The sequence below is a fragment of the Spiroplasma culicicola AES-1 genome, assembly GCF_000565175.1.
Taxonomy (GTDB): Bacteria; Bacillota_I; Bacilli_A; order Mycoplasmatales; family Mycoplasmataceae; genus Spiroplasma_A; species Spiroplasma_A culicicola.
The window spans coordinates 316,906-336,886 of the sequence record NZ_CP006681.1 but is presented as its reverse complement, the minus strand read 5'-3'; the positions used below and the strand labels follow the sequence as shown (position 1 = coordinate 336,886).

23 protein-coding genes, 1 pseudogene, 1 riboswitch and 1 other annotated feature are annotated in these 19,981 nt (G+C 26.5%); of the genes and pseudogenes, 1 reads left to right on the top strand and 23 read right to left on the bottom strand.

Annotated features, from left to right (window positions below):
* Positions 1-9: 9 nt before the first annotated feature.
* Positions 10-852 carry a hypothetical protein gene (locus SCULI_RS01585; protein ID WP_025362885.1) on the bottom strand — a complete coding sequence of 281 codons (843 nt, stop codon included), beginning with the start codon at positions 850-852 and terminating at the stop codon, positions 10-12.
* Between the two features lie 128 nt (positions 853-980).
* On the opposite strand from SCULI_RS01585, the gene ispG reads away from it, so the two are divergent.
* Positions 981-2,060, top strand: a complete 1,080-nt coding sequence (gene ispG / locus SCULI_RS01580; protein WP_025362884.1) for a flavodoxin-dependent (E)-4-hydroxy-3-methylbut-2-enyl-diphosphate synthase — start codon at positions 981-983, stop codon at positions 2,058-2,060.
* Positions 2,061-2,073: 13 nt separating this feature from the next.
* On the opposite strand, the gene SCULI_RS01575 is transcribed toward ispG, so the two are convergent.
* The 22 genes and pseudogenes from SCULI_RS01575 to rsmI all read right to left on the bottom strand — a co-directional run bounded on the left by SCULI_RS01575 (position 2,074) and on the right by rsmI (position 19,946).
* Positions 2,074-2,916, bottom strand: a complete 843-nt coding sequence (locus SCULI_RS01575; protein ID WP_025362883.1) for an aldose epimerase family protein — start codon at positions 2,914-2,916, stop codon at positions 2,074-2,076.
* Between the two features lie 19 nt (positions 2,917-2,935).
* A complete protein-coding gene (locus tag SCULI_RS01570; protein WP_025362882.1) occupies positions 2,936-4,423 on the bottom strand; it encodes a hypothetical protein in 1,488 nt (495 codons plus the stop codon).
* A 57-nt stretch (positions 4,424-4,480) separates the two neighbouring features.
* A complete protein-coding gene (locus tag SCULI_RS01565; protein WP_025362881.1) occupies positions 4,481-5,962 on the bottom strand; it encodes a hypothetical protein in 1,482 nt (493 codons plus the stop codon).
* 101 nt (positions 5,963-6,063) lie between these two features.
* A complete protein-coding gene (locus SCULI_RS01560; RefSeq protein WP_025362880.1) occupies positions 6,064-6,759 on the bottom strand; it encodes a hypothetical protein in 696 nt (231 codons plus the stop codon).
* A 13-nt stretch (positions 6,760-6,772) separates the two neighbouring features.
* On the bottom strand, positions 6,773-7,027 hold the full coding sequence (locus SCULI_RS01555) for a hypothetical protein (protein ID WP_025362879.1): 255 nt from the start codon (positions 7,025-7,027) through the stop codon (positions 6,773-6,775).
* On the bottom strand, positions 7,027-7,287 hold the full coding sequence (locus tag SCULI_RS01550) for a hypothetical protein (protein ID WP_025362878.1): 261 nt from the start codon (positions 7,285-7,287) through the stop codon (positions 7,027-7,029). The genes SCULI_RS01555 and SCULI_RS01550 overlap by 1 nt, the downstream gene beginning before the upstream one ends.
* A 1-nt stretch (position 7,288) precedes the next feature.
* The gene (frr, locus tag SCULI_RS01545) at positions 7,289-7,834 is read right to left on the bottom strand and encodes a ribosome recycling factor (RefSeq protein ID WP_025362877.1); all 546 of its coding nucleotides are present in this window, start codon (positions 7,832-7,834) and stop codon (positions 7,289-7,291) included.
* A gap of 30 nt (positions 7,835-7,864) precedes the next feature.
* Complete coding sequence (gene pyrH, locus SCULI_RS01540; RefSeq protein WP_025362876.1) at positions 7,865-8,578, bottom strand: UMP kinase; 714 nt, start codon at positions 8,576-8,578, stop codon at positions 7,865-7,867.
* 118 nt (positions 8,579-8,696) lie between these two features.
* Entirely contained in the window at positions 8,697-9,644 is a 948-nt protein-coding gene (locus SCULI_RS01535) for an energy-coupled thiamine transporter ThiT (protein ID WP_025362875.1), read from the bottom strand.
* Between the two features lie 28 nt (positions 9,645-9,672).
* Positions 9,673-9,761: riboswitch (TPP riboswitch) on the bottom strand.
* 99 nt (positions 9,762-9,860) lie between these two features.
* On the bottom strand, positions 9,861-10,535 hold the full coding sequence (locus SCULI_RS01530; protein WP_025362874.1) for a type 1 glutamine amidotransferase domain-containing protein: 675 nt from the start codon (positions 10,533-10,535) through the stop codon (positions 9,861-9,863).
* A gap of 102 nt (positions 10,536-10,637) precedes the next feature.
* Complete coding sequence (locus SCULI_RS01525; protein WP_025362873.1) at positions 10,638-11,351, bottom strand: hypothetical protein; 714 nt, start codon at positions 11,349-11,351, stop codon at positions 10,638-10,640.
* Between the two features lie 10 nt (positions 11,352-11,361).
* Positions 11,362-12,234, bottom strand: coding sequence for a translation elongation factor Ts (gene tsf / locus SCULI_RS01520; RefSeq protein ID WP_025362872.1), 873 nt, complete (start codon positions 12,232-12,234; stop codon positions 11,362-11,364).
* A 19-nt stretch (positions 12,235-12,253) separates the two neighbouring features.
* Positions 12,254-13,120, bottom strand: a complete 867-nt coding sequence (gene rpsB, locus SCULI_RS01515) for a 30S ribosomal protein S2 (protein ID WP_025362871.1) — start codon at positions 13,118-13,120, stop codon at positions 12,254-12,256.
* 230 nt (positions 13,121-13,350) lie between these two features.
* The gene (locus SCULI_RS01510) at positions 13,351-14,493 is read right to left on the bottom strand and encodes a phosphatase PAP2 family protein (RefSeq protein ID WP_025362870.1); all 1,143 of its coding nucleotides are present in this window, start codon (positions 14,491-14,493) and stop codon (positions 13,351-13,353) included.
* 116 nt (positions 14,494-14,609) lie between these two features.
* Positions 14,610-15,134, bottom strand: coding sequence for a ferritin-like domain-containing protein (locus SCULI_RS01505; protein WP_025362869.1), 525 nt, complete (start codon positions 15,132-15,134; stop codon positions 14,610-14,612).
* A 15-nt stretch (positions 15,135-15,149) separates the two neighbouring features.
* The gene (locus SCULI_RS01500; protein WP_025362868.1) at positions 15,150-16,499 is read right to left on the bottom strand and encodes a Sapep family Mn(2+)-dependent dipeptidase; all 1,350 of its coding nucleotides are present in this window, start codon (positions 16,497-16,499) and stop codon (positions 15,150-15,152) included.
* 18 nt (positions 16,500-16,517) lie between these two features.
* Positions 16,518-17,384 (bottom strand): J domain-containing protein, encoded by an 867-nt coding sequence (locus SCULI_RS01495; RefSeq protein WP_025362867.1) that lies wholly within the window; start codon positions 17,382-17,384, stop codon positions 16,518-16,520.
* Between the two features lie 65 nt (positions 17,385-17,449).
* On the bottom strand, positions 17,450-17,740 hold the full coding sequence (gene rpmA / locus SCULI_RS01490) for a 50S ribosomal protein L27 (RefSeq protein WP_025362866.1): 291 nt from the start codon (positions 17,738-17,740) through the stop codon (positions 17,450-17,452).
* 1 nt (position 17,741) lies between these two features.
* On the bottom strand, positions 17,742-18,053 hold the full coding sequence (locus SCULI_RS01485; protein ID WP_025362865.1) for a ribosomal-processing cysteine protease Prp: 312 nt from the start codon (positions 18,051-18,053) through the stop codon (positions 17,742-17,744).
* Positions 18,054-18,263: 210 nt separating this feature from the next.
* A pseudogene (rplU, locus tag SCULI_RS05735) lies at positions 18,264-18,560 on the bottom strand (50S ribosomal protein L21); the annotation flags it as partial.
* A 7-nt stretch (positions 18,561-18,567) separates the two neighbouring features.
* Positions 18,568-18,652: a sequence feature (ribosomal protein L21 leader region), on the bottom strand.
* Positions 18,653-18,709: 57 nt separating this feature from the next.
* The gene (locus SCULI_RS01475; RefSeq protein ID WP_025362863.1) at positions 18,710-19,054 is read right to left on the bottom strand and encodes a hypothetical protein; all 345 of its coding nucleotides are present in this window, start codon (positions 19,052-19,054) and stop codon (positions 18,710-18,712) included.
* A 10-nt stretch (positions 19,055-19,064) separates the two neighbouring features.
* Positions 19,065-19,946 carry a 16S rRNA (cytidine(1402)-2'-O)-methyltransferase gene (rsmI, locus tag SCULI_RS01470; protein ID WP_084656538.1) on the bottom strand — a complete coding sequence of 294 codons (882 nt, stop codon included), beginning with the start codon at positions 19,944-19,946 and terminating at the stop codon, positions 19,065-19,067.
* Positions 19,947-19,981: the final 35 nt, after the last annotated feature.

The following is a 19,981-nucleotide window of genomic DNA, read 5'->3' as shown; positions in this document are numbered from 1 at the left end:
TTATATTTCCTAACTATTTTTTAGTTCTTCTAAAGTTTTGCGAATATCAATTTCATTTTTTAATGTCTTATTTAAAACTAACATAATTCTACCAATTATTATAAATAATAATTCAATTGAAAATGTAATATTGTATTTACATAAAGGATCGGCAAAGTCATGTTCTAAATTATTGCGCAATCGTCTAATATAATGTCATGCTTTTGAATAAGTTATTGTTTCAATTGTATCATTTAATAATGTATAAGCTTTGGCATCAACTGTTAAAAATGAAATATCTCGAGCAAAATCAGTAAAGAATTTTAGATTTTCTTCACTTAAATCTGATTTTACTTTTTTAAAGTATTTATCATTTAAGTGTCTTGCAATATATGTGAATTTATCAAAAGCAGTATATAAATATTTAAAGGTTTCATTTTGTTGATGAAATTCAACCGTATTTATACTGTATAAAGTTTCATAATCTCTTAAAGAATCAAAATCTTGAACTTTCTCTAAGAAATAGCCCACAATACTTTTAATTTCTACAAAGATTGATAAATCAAATATTTGTTCTGGTCCAAATAATGATTTTTCAATTGCTCTGCGACAATTTGATAAATAATCATGAACGTGTTTTGTTGATAACTCCACTTCTCAATTCTTATTAATATTAATATCTAAAAATCTATAGCTTTGTTCACTATAATGTAAAAGCCTTTCAATTATAACATCTTGTTTGAAGAAAGTGTCATCAATATATTCACCAATAACGTCCAAATAAGCTTCAAATTCTTTATGTGAAGTATATTCTTGTTTTGTCAAAACTTTATTAATTTCAACAATATCTTTTAGAGTAATTTTTTCAGACACTTATTTTTTCTCCTATAAATTTAATTATACAAAATTATGTTTTATAAATTTAGTCAAATTAAGTCTTTTATTTCTAAAATTATTGTATTATTTTAATGATTAACTTTTAAGAAATGGAGTCTTTTAACATGATAAATAGAAAAGATACAAGACCTGTGATGGTTGGTGACATTCAAATTGGGGGCAATAATAACGTTGTTATTCAATCAATGACTACAACAAAAACACGAGATGTAGAAGCAACTTTAGCTCAAATTAACAGTCTTTATAAAGAAGGATGTCAAATTGTAAGAGTTGCTGTCTTGGGAATTGATGATGCCAATGCCTTAGCTCAAATTGTTAAAAGAAGTCCTGTTCCAATTGTGGCAGACATTCACTTCAATTATAAATTTGCTTTAATTGCAGCAGATGCAGGATGTGCCAAAATCAGAATTAATCCTGGAAATATTGGAATTGAAGAAAATACAATAGCAGTTGTTGAAAAATGTCGTGAAAAAAAGATTCCGATTAGAATTGGGGTCAATTCTGGTAGTTTACCCAAAAAATTGGTAGCTCAATATGGATGAACTCCTAAATGTATGGTTGAAGCTTTAAGAGAACACATAGAAATATTAGAACGCTTAGATTTTCACGATATTATTTATTCATTAAAAGCAACAGATCCTTTAATGGCAATTGAAGCCTATACTTTAGCAAGTAAAACATGAAAATACCCAGCACATATTGGAATTACTGAAGCTGGTAGTTTATTAAATGGAGCTATCAAATCTAGTTTTGGAATTGGCTATCTTTTATTTAACGGAATTGGAAGTACTATTAGAATTAGTTTAAGTGAAGATCCTGTTATGGAAATAAAAGTTGCCAAAAGATTATTAAATTCAATGGGTTTATTTGAAGATATGGTCGAAGTAATTGCTTGTCCAACTTGTGGGCGACTTGAATTTGCATTAAAAGACGTTGTTACAGAAATTGAAGAATTTGTTGAAGAATTGCATTTCCCTTTAAAAGTTGCAGTACTTGGTTGTGTTGTAAATGGACCTGGTGAAGCTTCTCAAGCAGACATCGGAATTGCTGGGGGCAATAAAGGTGGAATCATTTTTAAAAAAGGAAAAATCTTTAAAACAGTTGCACAAGATTTACTTGTTCCTGAATTAAAAACATTAATTTTAGAATATTATGAAGAATGAAAAAATCAACACAGTAAATAGTGTTGATTTTTTGTTAAATATTTTTAAAGTTCATTTTTAAATCAAAAACATTAGTTTGATTTGGTCTTAATGAGACATTTCCTTTTTTATTTTTGAACTCTAAATCTTGTCTTTCGTATTCATCTGGTAGTCCTTGTCATGGTTCAATGCAGATATAATTTGAAGTATTATTTGTAGATCATAAAATAAAATATGGATATTGTTCAATATCAAATGTAATTTCGACATTTTTATAGTTATATTTAATTCAATTTGATTTAATTTCATCAAAGAATAATGATTTAGAATCTGAAAAATCAACTTCTGCTACAGTTATTTCTTTTGCTTTGTATAATTCATCAGTTTTTAAGTAAGTTCCATGCGGACCCATTTTCATTGAATAATTTTCTTCATTTTCAAAGACAATTTTTGTATTTGAATCAGTTAAAAATGCTGGGTGATGTCCAAATGAATAATACATTACTTCATCTGATAAATTGGTAACTGATGTTTTAAAGTTAAATGTATCTTCTTCTAAAATTAAATCAAGCTGTAATTTAAATTCAAATGGAAAGATATCTTTAAACATTTGATTTGAATTAAATGTTAAAGTTGCAAGCTCACCTTTAACTTCTACAATTCATTCTTTAATTTCTTTGAAAAAACCATGTCTTGGAACATCATATTTTTTGCCCTCATGAACAATTCCATCAATTATTGATCCACAAACTGGAAATAAAGTTGGTCAACGTTTTTTTCAGCTACCTTCTTCTTGATAAACTACTTCTTGATTATTATATTTAATAGACTTAATTTCAAAACCAATTTCATCAATTGTAAACTCTACTTTAAGTTTTTTATTTTCAATTTTATACATATTTATTGAACCCCTTCTTTTACTCATTTGCGTCTAAATTTTCAACATCAATTTGAGTTTTTGTTTTTTCAATCATTCTTTTTTTCAATATTGTTTTTAAATTTTGCATTGCTAAACGATAATTTACAAAGTCAGCAATAATTTTATTACTTGTAAAATAATATACCAATAAAGCAACCAGTACAAGTAATGATGCTATTGCAAAGATAATTGTAATAATATCTCTAAATTGATCACTGTGTTCTTGAATTATCGTTAAATCTGTAATTTCTCCTGCAATAATTGAGTGAATATTTTGTACAAAAGAATTTTGACTGTTATTAAATAAATTATCAGCACTACTTGATAAATATTGTGCACCAAATAAAGCACTACCAAAAAAACCAGTGACAGGATTTTTTGGACTACGATAATTTCAAAACATACAGAATGAAAATAAAGTATATAAGAGTTGATTGTATGCTATTACGACTAAAATATTGATAACAATAACAATAAATGGATTTGTTACAAATGAAAGAGTGGCATATAGAGTAAATAGAATAAATAAATTAATTATAAATAAGTATTTTTGTCCAAAATATTTTAAAACATATTTATAAATCAAATATCCACTCATTGTTCCAATTGAAAGACTTAAAATTTGATTCAAATTTAAAAAACTATTAATAAAATCTTGATTATATCCTTTAGAAATCAATTTTATTTGTAAAAATTGTTTTACTAAATTTGAATCTAACATTGAATAACTTAAAACCAATAAAAAAGTTAAAAAATAAATTACTAAAAAATTGATATTATTCTTTTTTGGCAATTGCTCAATAATATTTGAATCAAAAACACCAGCTAAATTTTTAATTTCTTTTTTAAAAATATTCAAAACAATACACCCAATTGCAACTAGTGCAAGAATAATATTTGTTACAAATAAATTATCGACATTAAAGACAATTGTTTGGATATCAAAAATAAATAATCCAAAGATTGAACCTGAACCAATTAAAGTAAATATTATTCAAGTTACAGGTAATGTATTAATTCGATAATAAAATTGTTCATTAAAATATAAAAAGTGTATTGTTGAAGTTGATAATAATATTGCATACATTAATGCATTTATAATTGAAGTTACAACTGAAGGAGTCATAAAAATTAGTAAAATATTTTGAATAAATAAAATTGTATATGATATTCACAATCATGTTTTTCGCGATCTAATCAGTCCTGTAAAAAATGTTGCTAATGGTTTTAAAAAGATTGTAAATAGACTTGATGAAAATAAAATAATAATAATTAATTGTGTTTTTGACACACTAGATTGTATTTCACTAAATTGGTTTGCTACTTGATAACCTACAAAGCTTGTTGCTATTCAAAAAGCAAATGTTTCTAGTAAAAAAAGTCAGCTATTTTTTTTAATTTTTTCTTTAAAAACGACAAAAAATAAGACACCAAGTGTGCCTACAAGTATTATTGGAAATAAAATGCTCAATTCTCAGCTAGTCATATATCCACCTTTTAAGTTCCATATTATTTTATTACAAATTAAAATAAAAACCCACAATTAATGTGGGATATTTATTCTTTGTTCTTCATTTAATGAATCATTGATATTTGCATTGTTTTTTAAACTTTTTACATCTTTTTTTAGTTTTTTCATATCATTGTGAACTTTAATTAAATATAAACTTGATTCATTATTATATTCTTGAATTGAATCAATTACAGAAATTTTGTTTTCTAATTGGAAATTATAGAAAGCTATTTTTTTGTATTGTTTATCATTAACATTAATTAAATAAATTACTAAATACATTGTAAAAATTGCTAATCAAATTGGAAATGCAACTACAAGTAATAGATCTGCAATAAAATAGACCATTCCACTTTCAAGCGTTAAATTTATAATAATTAATTGTTTAAAGTCAATTGTTCCCCCAGTTTGTAATCAACTATATGACAACTTCATAAATCCATATGCAAAGGGAATAATTAACAAAATAATAAACATTGCAATTAGCCAACCACTCATAACTTTAAACTTATGATAGATTTTTGATTCTTTTAAAGCATTTTTATCAAAGTTTGATTGAACTCCAAATAATGTAACATCTGTTTTTGTATCACTATTCTTTTTAAAATTATCATCAAGATTTTGTTGAATTTTTTGTTGTTTATTAAAACTATCAAATAATTTCTTAGTATTTAATGGTCCAGTTGTTAATGCATCAAAATGTTGCTCTTTAAATTTATCTGCTTTATCGCTTAAACCTTCAACAACTCTTTTTTCTGTTTCTAATGAAACAAAACTATTTAAATTTTCTTCAAATTTAGGTTCTTCAACTGGTTGAATATTGTGAAATAATTCAGTACTTGCCATTCTTTTTTCTTGAATTGGCTCAGCTTCTTGTTGTTGATAAACTGGATTTTCTTGTTTTAATCTTGAAGGTTGAATGTTAATTTCATTAACCATTTCTCTTGCTTCTTTTACAATTGTTTTTGTTTCTTCAACCATTGGTCTAGTTAAACGTGATGGTATAAACTCACGCGTATTTAATTCTCCAATTGGGTTCATATTACTTAATGTTTCATCAACTGGTGGAACACTTTCAAATGAACTTGGAGTGACAGCTCTTCTTGGTGTTAAATGAACTTTAGTTTCAGGAATTTGGAAATTTTCAACAAGTCTAGTTAATTGTGGGTTATCAGATTGAATATCATTGTCATCTGTAATATTTAATTCACTTAGATCAAATGTTTCTTGTGAATCTAAATCAAAAAATTCATCAGTATCCATGTTACCAACTTCATCAAATAATGATTGAATATATGCTGTATCATCGATACTTTGTTCTTTAATTGGTTCTTTTTTCTTTACACTAACTTCTTGAACCATTCTTGAATCAACACTTATTATTTCTTGTGTTAAAATATTTTTTATTTTTAAAAAATATAAATTTCCTTCTGTAATTTGTTTAGTAATCATATCAACAATAACTCAGTTTTCATTGTTATATGATACTAATGCCCCTAATTTAAAACCCATATTGCACCTCTATTTTTAAGTATATATTATCCAAGTTATATTGCAATAAAATAAAAATAAAAAATGCTTTATAAAAGCATTAATTATTATCTATTTATTTTTTAGTATGTTCACTCTTCTGAAGTAAGAACAAGTTCACCAACAATTTCTTGAACAGCATTTTGAGACATTCAATCTTTTGGGGCAACTTTTTGTGCTTTTAAACGTTTTGCAACAATATTCATTTTATTTATAAATTCTAATAATTCATGTCTTTCTTTAAAAATAATTGGTTTAAAACCTTTAAATAAAATTGCTCCTTGTGCTCAATATGCAATATATTCATAAATTGTTATATTACTTTCAATAGTTTGAAGACATTTCAAAACAAAAATTAATAAATACTCACAAAATGAGTTAATTGAAGTTGCTTTAAGCATATCTGTACGCATTAACATAAAATCCTTTAAAAAAGTTTTTCCAACTTCAGATTTTGAATCAAAATATTTACAATATTCTCCAGTTACATTTAAAACATCATGAAATTGCTTCATTGCATTAGTTACAAATTCTGGTTCTTGTGCAATTGTTGGATTTTCTCAATACTTTAAAATAGTATTTCTAATAATATCTCAAGCTTTTGCACAAGCTATTAATTTTGGTTCGAAATAATCATAAGCTTCTTCTGTGTTATATTCTTCTTCAAAGACCATATCATACATTTCCTCTTCAGAGGTATTAATATTCAATAATTGTGCATAAGATAATAACATCTCTACACCAACTGTCTTCCAATACTTATCTATATTTACATCCATTTTTTTCTCTCCATTAAATAACTATTAAAATAACTATTGCAATAATTTCAATTAATAAGATTATTCCAAAGCAAATTAATAATCAATCATATATCCTGTTTTTTCTTTTATTATTACCACTATTTTTTGTTGCGATTACTTTTAAATTTAATGCGCGCTGTTTAAAACATTCTTGGTGATATGTTTGTTTATACTTTTGATCTAAAGTATCACGTGTAAATGCATCATTTTCTAGTATTATTTTTTTACAATAATAACAAGCTTCCATTATATTAAAGTAATAATGAAAACTAATCCACAAATAATTGCTATTGCTAATAATACTAAAAATAATACATTTGACATTTTTGAAACATCAACATTAATATTACGAGAACTTGTTTGTGCAAGTTCAGTTTCTTGTTGCATAATATCGCCAAATTTTTTTAAATGACAATTTGTATGGTAAGAAAAGATCCCACTATCATTTTCTTCTTTAACATACAATTGTTTATTTGTTATTGTTTGATTACATTCAAGACAATTCATATTAAATAGTCATTAAATCTTTTTCTTTTGCTTTTGCCAATTCATCTAATTTGGCAATATATTTGTCTGTTAATTTTTGAATATCATTTTCACCTGATTTTTTTTCATCTTCTGTTAAACTAGATTTTTTAACAGCATCATTTCCATCACGGCGAGCATTTCTTACTCTAACTTTAAATTGTTCTAATTCTTTTTGTACTTTTTTTACTAAGTCTTTTCTAACTTCTTCTGTTAAAGAAGGAATGTTGATTCTTACTAAATCTGCTTCACTCATTGGATTTAAACCTAAATCCGCTTTGTTAATACCAGCAATTATTGCTCCCACTTGACTTCTGTCATAAGGTTTCACAACAAGTTGTTGTGGTTCGGGTGAAGAAATTTGTGAAGTTTGTTCAATTGGAGTTGGTGTTCCATAAAAATCAACCATTACTCCTTTTAACATGTTTGCATTAGCTCTTCCAGTTCTAACTTTTGCTAAAAAATCATTATATGAATCAATTGTTGAAATCATATCTAATTCAATTGTTTGTAAAATTTGATTTAACATAATTATTATTTCCTTTCACTAATTTTGAATTTATTTAATATATGTGGCTTCAAGTTCACCATGGGCAATTTTAACAATATTGTTTTTTCCATTCATATCAAAAACAACGATTTCTAATTGTCCATCTCTTGAAAGAGTAGCAGCTGTTGAATCCATTACTTGTAATTTTTTTACAAGTAAGTCATCATAACTCAATTCTGAGAAAAATTTTGCATCTGGATGAGTGTTTGGATCACAATCGTAAACACCTTTTGTACCATTTTTGGCCATTAATAATGCATCTGCTTGGATTTCAATTCCACGAATACATGCACCAGTATCTGTTGTAAAGTAACTAAATCCAGTACCTCCAGCAAAAATTACTACATATCCCTCATCTAACTTTTCACGTGCATTTCTATAGTTGTATGCACTTGTAACTGTTTTAATTTCTAAAGAAGAATAAACTTTAACTTTGCTAAATCCCATTTTCTTTAAAGTTGCTTCAAATGCAAGTGCATTCATGATTGTTGCTAACATCCCCATATAATCTGCTTCAATTCTGTGCAATTCTAAAGTACCTGCAAGTTTTCCTCTTCAAATATTTCCCCCGCCAATTACAATTCCAACTTGTAATCCTTGGTTTGTTAAGTCTATTACTTGTTGAGCAACGTCTCCAAGTTTTTCTTTGTCATAAATTTCATCGCTTCCTTTTAAGGCTTCTCCTGAAATCTTTAATAATACTCTTTTAAACTGTAATGCCATATCTACCTCACTAAAAAGATTATAGCAAAATTAGTCTATTTTAATCTAAAAAAATAGCATTTTAAAGACCTAAAAAATCAGAATCTTTAAAATACTATTTTTTATTTATATCAATTGCTTAATCTACAAAATAATTTTGTTTAATTACCTTTAGACCATTACATACTAATGGGGTCAAAATTAATAAAGTAATATAATCTGTAATTGTATTAAAAGAATTAAATATCATTGAATAACCAATTGTGCTTTGTCATTGAAATGCATAGAAAGGATCTTCTCCTAATGCTCCTGGATTTAATCAATAAACTACTCCAGCAATAACACGACAACAATATAAAAATATGATTGGCACTGATACAAATATTATTCAACTATAAAATTTGTAGTATTTATTTGTATTTTCAATATTGGGTTTAAAATAACCTGCTGTAAAAAATAAAGTCGTAGGCAATAAATAATCAAACATAAATTGTCAAAAAGTAAATACAGCAGTACCTGGCATTAATACTGTCATAATTGAGGCCAATAAACACAGTGTAATTGAAGCAGTTAATGGCAAAACAAAAGCACCAAAATATAAAAATATATATTTAAATGAAATTGTTATTCAAAATGGCAAAGCAGGAATAAAACCACTAACAAAGTCTACTAATAGGTATAAACCCAATAGTAATCCTACTGCTGTGATATCTTTTGTTGCTCATTTTTTTCATTTAATAGATGTTTTAAAATCTTGAGTATTTTTAAATGAATAAGCAATTCCTTCAATACTTAAAATTAATATTGAACTTACCAAAAATTTTCACCCCTGTTTTTGTTCAAAAATAAACATAAACACGTATGAGACTGAAATTAAAGTTATAGCAATAATTGAAAAACTAAATGCAAAAATAGTAAATATTTTTTCCGATATACTTAATGGAATATCAATATTTTCTTCTCAATCAATTGTTTTGGCATTATAAACTTTAATCATAAAATAGATTAATACACTGATAAATGCAATTAATCTAATTGATGTAAGAATAATCGTTGTATAAACTCACATCTTTTTATTTTTTTCCATGAAATACCTCCACGAAAAAAAGCAGATATTGTCTTTATTAAGGACTTCCTACGCTAGTATTAACTAGATCAGGTTCTAAGAGTATTTCTCAAGCTTGCGCTACCTCTGCCTTTTTTCAATAAAATCTTATAATAAACATGAACTAAATTTTAATCAAATTCTAACTTGCAATAAAATTTCACAAAACAAAAAAGAGAATGCTTCTCTTTTTTTACTTTATAAATTTTTTAATAATTTTTTAGCAGTAACTCTTACAGATTGAGGATTTTGTCCTGTTATTAATTGTCCATCTTGAACTGCATGAGCACTAAAGAAACGTTTTTTCACAAATTTTGCACCATGTTCTTTTGCAACTTCTTGATTTAAAAATGGTACTAAACGTTTTTTACCACTTAATTTTTCTTCTGTTGTAGTAAAACCAGTAATTTTTTTATTTGCAATTAAATAATTACCTTCACTATCTTGTAAATATAATAAACCAGCAATTCCATGACAAACTGTTGCAATGTAGCCTTGATTATTATAAATATCTAAACTAATTTTTTGTAATTCTTTGTTATGAGGAAAATCTCACATTACCCCATGTCCACCTGTAAAATAAATAGCTCAATAATCTTTAGCATTTACTTCACTTGGTTTTAATGACTTTAATAGTGCTTTTTGTTTAAAATCTTGTGTTTCGTACATTACTAAATCACTTTTTTTTGCATATTTTAAACTTCTAGGATCAATAGGAACCATTCCCCCTTTTGGACTAACAAAATCGTATTCAATTTCATATTTTGAAATTTCATCAATAAATTCTGTGGCTTCTCCAAGTCACAACCCTGTAGCTTCTGAATTTTGACCATATGTTTTTGTGTTTGTAAGAACTATTAGTATTTTTTTCATTGTTAATTCTCCTTTACTAATATTTTGTTCTTTTTTAGTTTAATCTAATTTAATAATTTTTGCAAAATAAAACAGAGATATAAATATCTCTGTTTTTAATAATTATGCTTCTTTTGACTGAGAATCTTCTTTATTTTTTGTTTCTTTAACTTCTGCTTTTGGCTGATTAGTTGAACCTAATTTAATTTCTTTTAATTTTTCTTTAAAGAAATCTAATTGATTTGTTTGTTCAATTTTTAAACCAAATTCTGGTGCAGTTTCAACAAAGAATTGCCCTAAAACTAAGCTTTTTGAAATTGATAATTTTTTTAATGTAGTTCTTCCTTCAAGATAATTTATATAAACTCTTTTTGTTTTTTCATCATCAATAATTTTGATAATTTTTTCATTTTTAATGAAAGCTCCTAAAATACCAATTTTATCTTCTTCAAAAATAATAAAGCAATATTGGGGAACTAAAAACATTAGTAAATATCAAGTTGCTGTAAATGAATATGTCAATACTATAAAAGTAATACATAAAATTTGTGCTAAATCTGCTCCATCATTACCTGGTAATATAAATTCACCAAATAAGAACATTCATCCAAGAACAACAGATATTAAACTTGCAAATTGTAATCCTAAAATAAGAGTGATAAATCATTTGTTTGCTAATTTTTTATCTGTACTTTTTTTGTATCTAAATAAAAGTACATATGTATAAATCGAAGGAATAACTACAGCTGCAAGTCCAGTAATTAACATAATTAATAAATTACTTGCTTCTGCTAACATTCCATCATTTGATCATGATAATAATGCTATTTTTGTCATTTAATTTCAACTAACCTTTCAATTGTGCTGCAACTTCAGCTGCAAAGTCAGTTGTAACTTTTTCAATACCTTCTCCAACTTCAAATCTATTCATTGATTTTAAAGTTGCACCTTTAGATTTAATAAAGTTTCCAACTGTTTGTTTTTCGTCCATTACAAACCCTTGTTCTAATAATGTTACTTCAGCTAATTTTTTATTTAACTTACCATTTAAAATTCCTTCAGCAATATTTTCTGGTTTACCAGTTAAATCAGTTGTTTCTTTAATAATATGCATTTCTGCATCTTTAAAGTCTTGAGGAACTTCATCTTTTGATAAGTATTTTGGACTCATTGCAGCAACATGCATACAAATATTGTAAGCATCTTCCTGTGAAATGTTTCCTTCAAATTGTAACAATACTGAAATTCTACTGTTTGCATGGTTATAAACTGAAATTACTCCACCTTCAACAGCTGAAATTCTTCTTAATTCAATTTTTTCACCAATTGTTGCAGTTGCATTAATACATGCATCTTTAATTGAATCTCCACTTGTCAATTTTACTTCTAATGCTTCTTCTAAAGTAGAAACATTTGAATCTAATAAAGCTGTTCCAATTTCTTGGATTAAAGCCATAAATTTATCATTTTTTGAAACAAAGTCAGTTTCTGAGTTAACTTCAAAAACAATTCCTCTATTTCCATTTGTTTTTGCAAATGAAACTCCCTCAGCTGCAACACGATCTGCTTTTTTAGCAGCTTTTGCAAGTCCATTTTCTCTTAATCAAACAACAGCATCATCAATGTTACCGTTAGTTGCTTCTAAAGCTTTTTTACAGTCCATCATCCCAGCTGATGTCATTTCTCTTAATTCTTTAATTAATTGTGGTGTAACTGCCATTTTTCTAGTTCTCCTTTAATTATTTTTCTTCTTTTACTTCAACTTTTTTAACAGTTGGTTTTTCTGTTGTAACTGCAGCTCTTGGAGCTTCTGAGTTTTCTCTCGGAGCTCTTGATTCATAGTTTTCTCTCGGAGCTCTTGGAGTATATACTCTTTCTTCTTTTTTCTGAGCAACAACTTTCAAGTTACTTGGTTGCATTTTGATTCCTGCTGCATCTGCATAAACATCAACAATATAGTTTGTAATAATATTTACAGATTCTTGAATATCATCATTTGCAGGAATTACATAGTCAACCATATCTGGATCAACGTTTGTATCACAAATTGCAATAACTGGAATTCTTAACTTTCTTGCTTCTTTAACAGCAATTTCATCTGTTTTTGGATCAACAACAAACATTGCTGCTGGTAATTTATGCATTTGTTTAATTCCACCTAAAGTTTTTTCTAATTTAGCTTTTTCTTTTTTAATTAGAATTTGTTCTTTTTTAGGTCTTAAATTAATTTTTCCTGTTTTTTCTTCATTTTCAATATCTCATAAAGTTTTAATTCTTAATGAAATTGTTTTCATGTTTGTTAAAGTTCCACCCAATCATCTTGAGTTAACAAAGAAGTTTCCACTTCTTAATGCAGCTTCTTTAACAGCATTTTTTGCAGAACGTTTTGTTCCTACAAAAATAATTTTTTCTTTCTTTTGACCAATATTTGTAACAATTCTTTTAACATCTTCTAGTCTTCAAATTGTTTGTTGTAAGTCAATAATGTGATTTTTATTTTTTGCTCCATAAATATATGGTTTCATCTTTGGATTTCATCTTTTTGTTTGATGTCCAAATTGTGCACCAGCATCTCATAACTGGTCTCTTGTAAGATCTTTTGCCATCTTTTTTTCTCCTCTTTATAAATTTAGTAAATTTGTTAGTCTTCCATATAGTTCGAACACATAACCACTTATCTAATTAAAACGATAAGCACTAGGTTTGTGAATTCCTAAATGTGATTGCATACCCTAATAAAAGTTAATACACAACATATAAAGTATAAATTGTTTTAGAGTGAAATTCAATCATATCAATCATGGTTTTTAAATAAAAAAATCCTCTTTAAGGATTTTTATTTTAGTTTCACACTTTTTGCTTCTTCTTTTTTAATGATTCTTCTCTCAAAATATTTATCAACTGAGAGATTTGATAAATAAATTACATAAATTGATCACATTCATGTAAATGTTGTATCTGTAATTCAATGAGAACCATTAATTAAGAATGAAAGAACTGTCATTAATTGTTGTAAGAAAAATAAATAAATAATTGTAATTTTTCATTTATTTAGAGTATTTGAATTTCTAGGTTCAATTATAAAGAAGATACATGAACCAACCACTCCAACTTGTGCCATATGTCCTGATGGAAAGGCATTATTATTGAATAATTTATCAAAAGTTCATGTGATTTTATCAGGATTGCCAATTAATCCATTAAAAGTTCATCATGGTTGATAACCTTCAGGTGAAGTAATTAAATCATCTGTCAATTCAAGTTTGACACCTGTCATTGATTCATAAAGTTCAATTCTATCATTTACAACTTTCTCCATACCACTATAATAGTCTCTACCCATAACAATTTTCATTGTTCCAACAAGTCCATAGGCAATAAAGAAATAAACTATAACTTTGATACTTATTTTTCAATATTGTTTTTCATAAAAATCAGGTTTTTTGAAAAAGACTAACTTTGCGTATAATAAAACTGCTAATAGAAGAATAAATTGATAAATTATTACGCATACTAATATCGATCTATATTCAGTTGCTGTTAACATCTTTGTCAAACTAAATTGAATACTAAGTCCTTCTTTTGTTTCAACTCAAAAATCAAATTCTCATTTTCTATAAGTTTTTAATGTCATTAATAAGATTCAAATTAAAACTAGACCAAAAATAATTGCTACTGGTGAATTTTTTTCATTTATACCTTTATTTTTACGCTTATAGTAAATTGTATATTCTAGAATTATAAATCCCGCCAATATAAAAGCAATATAAAGTTCAGTATAGCCTGATTCAAGATTAAAAATTGATATATATTTTAGTAAATCAAATTTAATTCCATGAGCAAATATTTCCATTATTTCAAAATCATAAACTGATCCAATAATAAAGAAAATAAAATTAACAATAAATATTGCTATTAAAGGATATATTACAAAATTCATCAGTTTTTTATTATCTTTTAAAAATTCATATCGTTTCATTTTTTCCCCACTATCATTATGTATATCCCTGAACACTTACTAATTTAATAATACTTTTTTTTTTTTTTTGTCAATAAGATCAAAAAAAGCCGTTTTATAAAACGGCTTTTTCTAATTTAATCTTGATGTGGTGCAAAGGGATCTACAACAGCTAAAGTATCAGGATTTTCTCTCATCAATACTTTTTTATCAATATCATAATGATTTTGATTACTCATATTTATTCAATCAATTAAATCATTAGTTTCTGAGATTTCTTCATAAAAATCTATTGCAAATCATTCATAGAATTTTACAGTTGTATAATCCATATTATTTTTTGCCTCTTCAGTATATTGATTTGTAATTTTTGCAAAATGTGTTCTGTGATGAATATATTCTTTTAAAATGTCAACAATATTGTCAAATTTTTTAATTTCAACATTGGCACCTTCAATTTTATAATCAAGACCATTATCTAAAATATAGTTCATAATTCTTCTTTGATGTAAGAATTCATCTTGGGCTTGTACTTGGAAAAAATGTGTAAATCCAGGATAACCTAAATCATCACAATTTTTACTTAAATTAAAACAAACAAATTGCATTTTTGCATGTTCTAAAATATAGTCATTTAAATTTTTTAAATCATTTTTATGCATATTAACGCCTTCCTTCTAAAACTTCATAAGTTTTGTCATTGATTTTGCATAAATCTCCATCATCTTTTTCAAATCATCAATTTTAACATATTCATTATACGCATGCATTGTTGAATCATTCATATCAAATTCTGCACCAAATGCTATCATGTTAGGCATTGATTTTGCAAATGTTCCTCCCCCAATTGCTATTGGTTGAGCATCAAAGTCACCAGTGACTTCTCGATAGACTTGCATAATGTTTTTGACAACATCACTTTCTTTTGAAAAATAGACTTTTTCTTCGATTGATACAACTTTTGTACTAATTCCCATTGGTTTAACAAATTGAGTTAATTTATCATTTACATCAACATGGGGATCTCTTGTACATGGAATTCTAAAGTTAAATGTATATTTAAATTCTTTACTATCCACCTTAATAATACCATTACAAGCAGTTAAATTTCCTGTTTCATCAGTTAGATCTCCAAAAATTTCTCTCATTTCAGTATTATTATGACCATATTTTGCCACAAATTGAACTAATGGGTGAATCACACCAATTGAATCCAATGCACTTAGTAGTCAAGAAGAAGCACATACTCCTTTAAAAGGCAAACTTCCATGAGCAGATACTCCTTTTACAAATAATGTATTTTCTTCTACATAACTTTCAATTTTATTTGCTGTTAAGTATTGTTGAATTTTTTCAATATCTTTTCCTTGATAAGTTACCAAATCATTAACAGCATTATAAACTTGACCTCCATTAATTGTAAAATCACAATCAAATTGACCAGTTAAATCAATGTCACTAATTCATTTTTCTGCATAAACAACTGGAAAATGACCATCAGGGACATATCCCAAATCACATAGTCTTTCATTTTCAACATATGCTTCCATACATTCTCAGTTTGTTTCTTCACTGGTACCAAAAATAAATCTAATTGTATAATCTGGTTTAAAACCATTATCAATTAAATATTTGAAAGCAAATAAGTTCATCATTGTTGGTCCTTTATCATCAAAAGAACCTCTTCCAAATAATTTATTATCTTTAATAATCGGTTCAAATGGGGGATTATTTCACTCACTTAAATTTCCTGCTGGAACAACATCTAAATGGCAGATAATTCCAAATAATTTTTCACCAGTTCCATAATCTGCATAACCATAACGATTATCTACGGCTTTAAATGTTTTAAAACCAAATTGTTTACATAAATCAAGACAATGATCTAAAACTTTGACAATATCTTCATGAACTGGAGCTCCAAATGTTAAATCTCTTCTATATGAAGGGATTTGAATAATTTTTTGAGTCTCTTCTAAAGCTTGCTCAAAATATGTTCCCAACAATTGTGTTTTGTTTACTTCCATCTTTAAATTCTCCTTTTTTTAGGCATTTCGATATTTTTGAATTAATTCATAAGCATTATTAATTTCAATAATTTTTTGTTCATCACCAAGTTTAACATTATCTGGATGATATTTTTTAATCAAACGTACATATGCTTTTTTAAGTTCACTATCAGTCCCATTTGGTTTAAATTGTAATACTTCATATGCATTCAATAAGCTTGATTTAGTTGACTGTAAGTTTTCATTGTAATCAATTTTTGTATAATAGCGATAATCAAATTCAGTTTCTTCAACAATTTGAGTTGCAATCATATTAATTGCATGATCTGTTAATATTACTAGGCTTTTTTCAAATTCATTAAATTGCTCTTCAATGAAAAAATCAATTCTTTCATAACTTGTTAGACCATAATCTTGTTTATGATACTTGGCAATAATACTTGGCATTACTTCATTAACAAAAACTCTTCTATACAATTCAAATGTTCTTGAAGTTAATTTAGTATATGACTTTAAAACAATAGAATTATAAATTCCAAGTTCTCTTGTAAATTTTACATAAAAATCAAAAAAACGCATTCCATTTTTCATTCATTCTTTTTCAAATAAAAATTGAACTTGTTTTAAATATGAAGTTAATCCTTTTGATTGAAACTTTTCATATGTTTTTGAAAAATTACTTTTAAAAGGAAAAATATCAAATACTTCTATGTAATTGTATTTTGGAATCATTAAGTGTTTGTCCATATGACTACTAAAACGTTTTTTAAAATGCTTAATACTTATATTAATTTTATTAACTCTATTTTTTTTAACATGTCTTACATTTAAAACAATTAATAAAATTAAAAATAAGACTCCCAAAATTGATCCACTAATAATAATTATATTTAATATACTCATTTATTCCCAATCCTTATCCGTTTATATATTACCAACAAAAAAAGCTCATAAATGAGCTTTTTAAATTATTTTGCTTCTTGTGGTATAACAACTGCTCTAGTTCTTTTTTTACCAAATTTTTGGTATTTAACAATTCCAGAAACTAAAGCAAATAAAGTATCGTCTCCTCCACGTCCAACATTTGAACCTGGATGAATTTTTGTACCTCTTTGTCTAAAGATAATTGAACCTGCATTTGCAAATTCTCCATCAGCTTTTTTTGCTCCTAAACGTTTTGATTCTGAGTCTCTACCATTTTTAGTAGACCCAACTCCTTTTTTAGAAGCGAAATATTGTAATCCTAATAAGAAACGCATCTTAAAGCACCTCCTCTATTCTAAAATTTTTTGGATATTGAATAGCGATTGTTTCTAATTGAATTTTGACAAATTCAAGAATATCTTGAACTTGTTTATTTTCAACTTTAACAATGATCTTAATATCATTTTTTAAAACAATCAATTCAACAAATTCACTAAACATTTGGTCTAAGCCATTTAATGCTCCATTTACAATTGCTGTAATTCCAGCACAAACTAAGTCATTACCATAATTTGCAGCATTTGCATGACCTGATAAACTAATTTCTTGAATGAAATTGTTATCTTTTTTTAATTTAGCAACTACCACTAATTATTCCTCAGTTTTTGTAGTTGGTTTAGCTGTTGTTGATTTTGCTGCAGTAGTTGATTTTGCTGCAGTAGTTGATTTTGCAGTAGTAGCTTTTGGTGCTGCAGTTGTTGATTTTGCTGCAGTAGTAGCTTTAGGAGCTGCTTTTGGTTCTCCTGAAGTAGCTGGTGTAGCTTTTGGTTCAGCTGCTTTTGGTGCTGCTGATCCTCCTGCTGAAATTGCATCGATTTTTACTTTAGTATAAGGTTGTCTGTGACCATAAACTTTGTTTACGTTTTTCTTTGGATGGTATCTAACAACACGTAATTTTTTTTCTTTCCCTTGTTTTACAACTGTCCCTGTAACTGTTACCCCTTTAACTAATGGTGTACCAATTGCTGAATCAGTAGCTAAAACTTCATCAAAAGTAATTTTTTTACCTTCTTCTACTAAAACTTTTTCGATAAAAATTTCGTCACCAGGTTGTACTTTAATTTGTTTTCCACCTGTTTTAATAATTGCGAACATCTTTATTCCTCCAGTCTAGACTCGCCTTGTATGTGAATTTTTATTAAATAAAAATTTCTTAAGAACACACAAAAGAGCGGTTGAAACTAGCAACCTAAATAATTTTACAACATATTTAGCAAATAAATAATTTTTTTTCAAAATCTCTATTAGATCAATAAAACTGGCTCAGGAATTTGACTTTGATTTTCAATTTCTGCTTTATTTGAAGCACTATTGTCATATTTAATTGAAGTATTGCCCATTTTTATTTCTAATTTGTCATAATCATTGGCATGTTGAAACAAAAATACAGTTCCTACTGTATAAGTAAATATATTTTCAATGAATTCAAACCCTGATTTAACAAGATTTGTTGTTTCTTTAATAATAGTAGATAAACTTCCAGCACCTGCTTTTACACTAATTTTTTGTGATTTAGTTAATTCTTTTATAAAAACACCTCCCAATATAGTAATCGTTAAAAAAAATGCAAATTTAACATTTTTTTGCATTTTTTAAATATTATTTTTTATGAAAATTATTGTAAAGTTCTGCTTTATTTAAACCATATTTTTTTGAAATTTGTTTAATTGCTTCTTTTTTTGAAATACCTTGCTCTATTAATTGATTGATTAAAGCAATATAATCAATTTCTTTGTCGATACTACTATCTTTTAATTTGTAATTTGATTCAATACAAATTACAAATTCTCCTTTTTCAATAAAATCTTTTGAATTGATATATTCAAAAATTTCAAAAATTGCTCCCCTAATATGTTGCTCATTAACTTTAGTTATTTCTCTAGAAAGTGATACTAAAGTATTTTTATCTAAGAAATTATTTAAAAGATTAATTGTATTTTTAACTCTGTGAACTGATTCATGAAATGAAACAATACAATCAGTATTTGCAAATTTTGATAATTGATTTTTAATTTGTTCTGGTTTTTTATCTAAAAAACCTAAAAACAAATTTGAATTACTTACAAATCCAGATGCCACAATTGCATGAATATAGGCTGGACCACAATTTACTGGAACAATGTTAAATTGATTTGTATGTTGATAAATTTGTTCAATAACTTTGCTACCTGGATCTGAAATACATGGAACACCAGCATCACTAATTAAGGCAATATTTAAACCATTTTGTAAGTCTAAAATTAATTGTTGACTTGACTCTACTTCATTAAATTTATGCAAAGCATATAAAGGTTTTATAATTTTGAGATGATCTACTAGTTTTTTACTATCGCGTGTATCTTCACAATAAATTTTTGCAACATCATTAAATGACTCAATCACTCTTGGAGAAATATCATTTAAATTACCAATTGGAGTTCCAATTACATATAACTTTGGATAATTATCTTTAAAACTATTTTTAACTTGTAACTTTATCATATTTCCTCCATTAAAAAAACCTAATCTAATTAGGT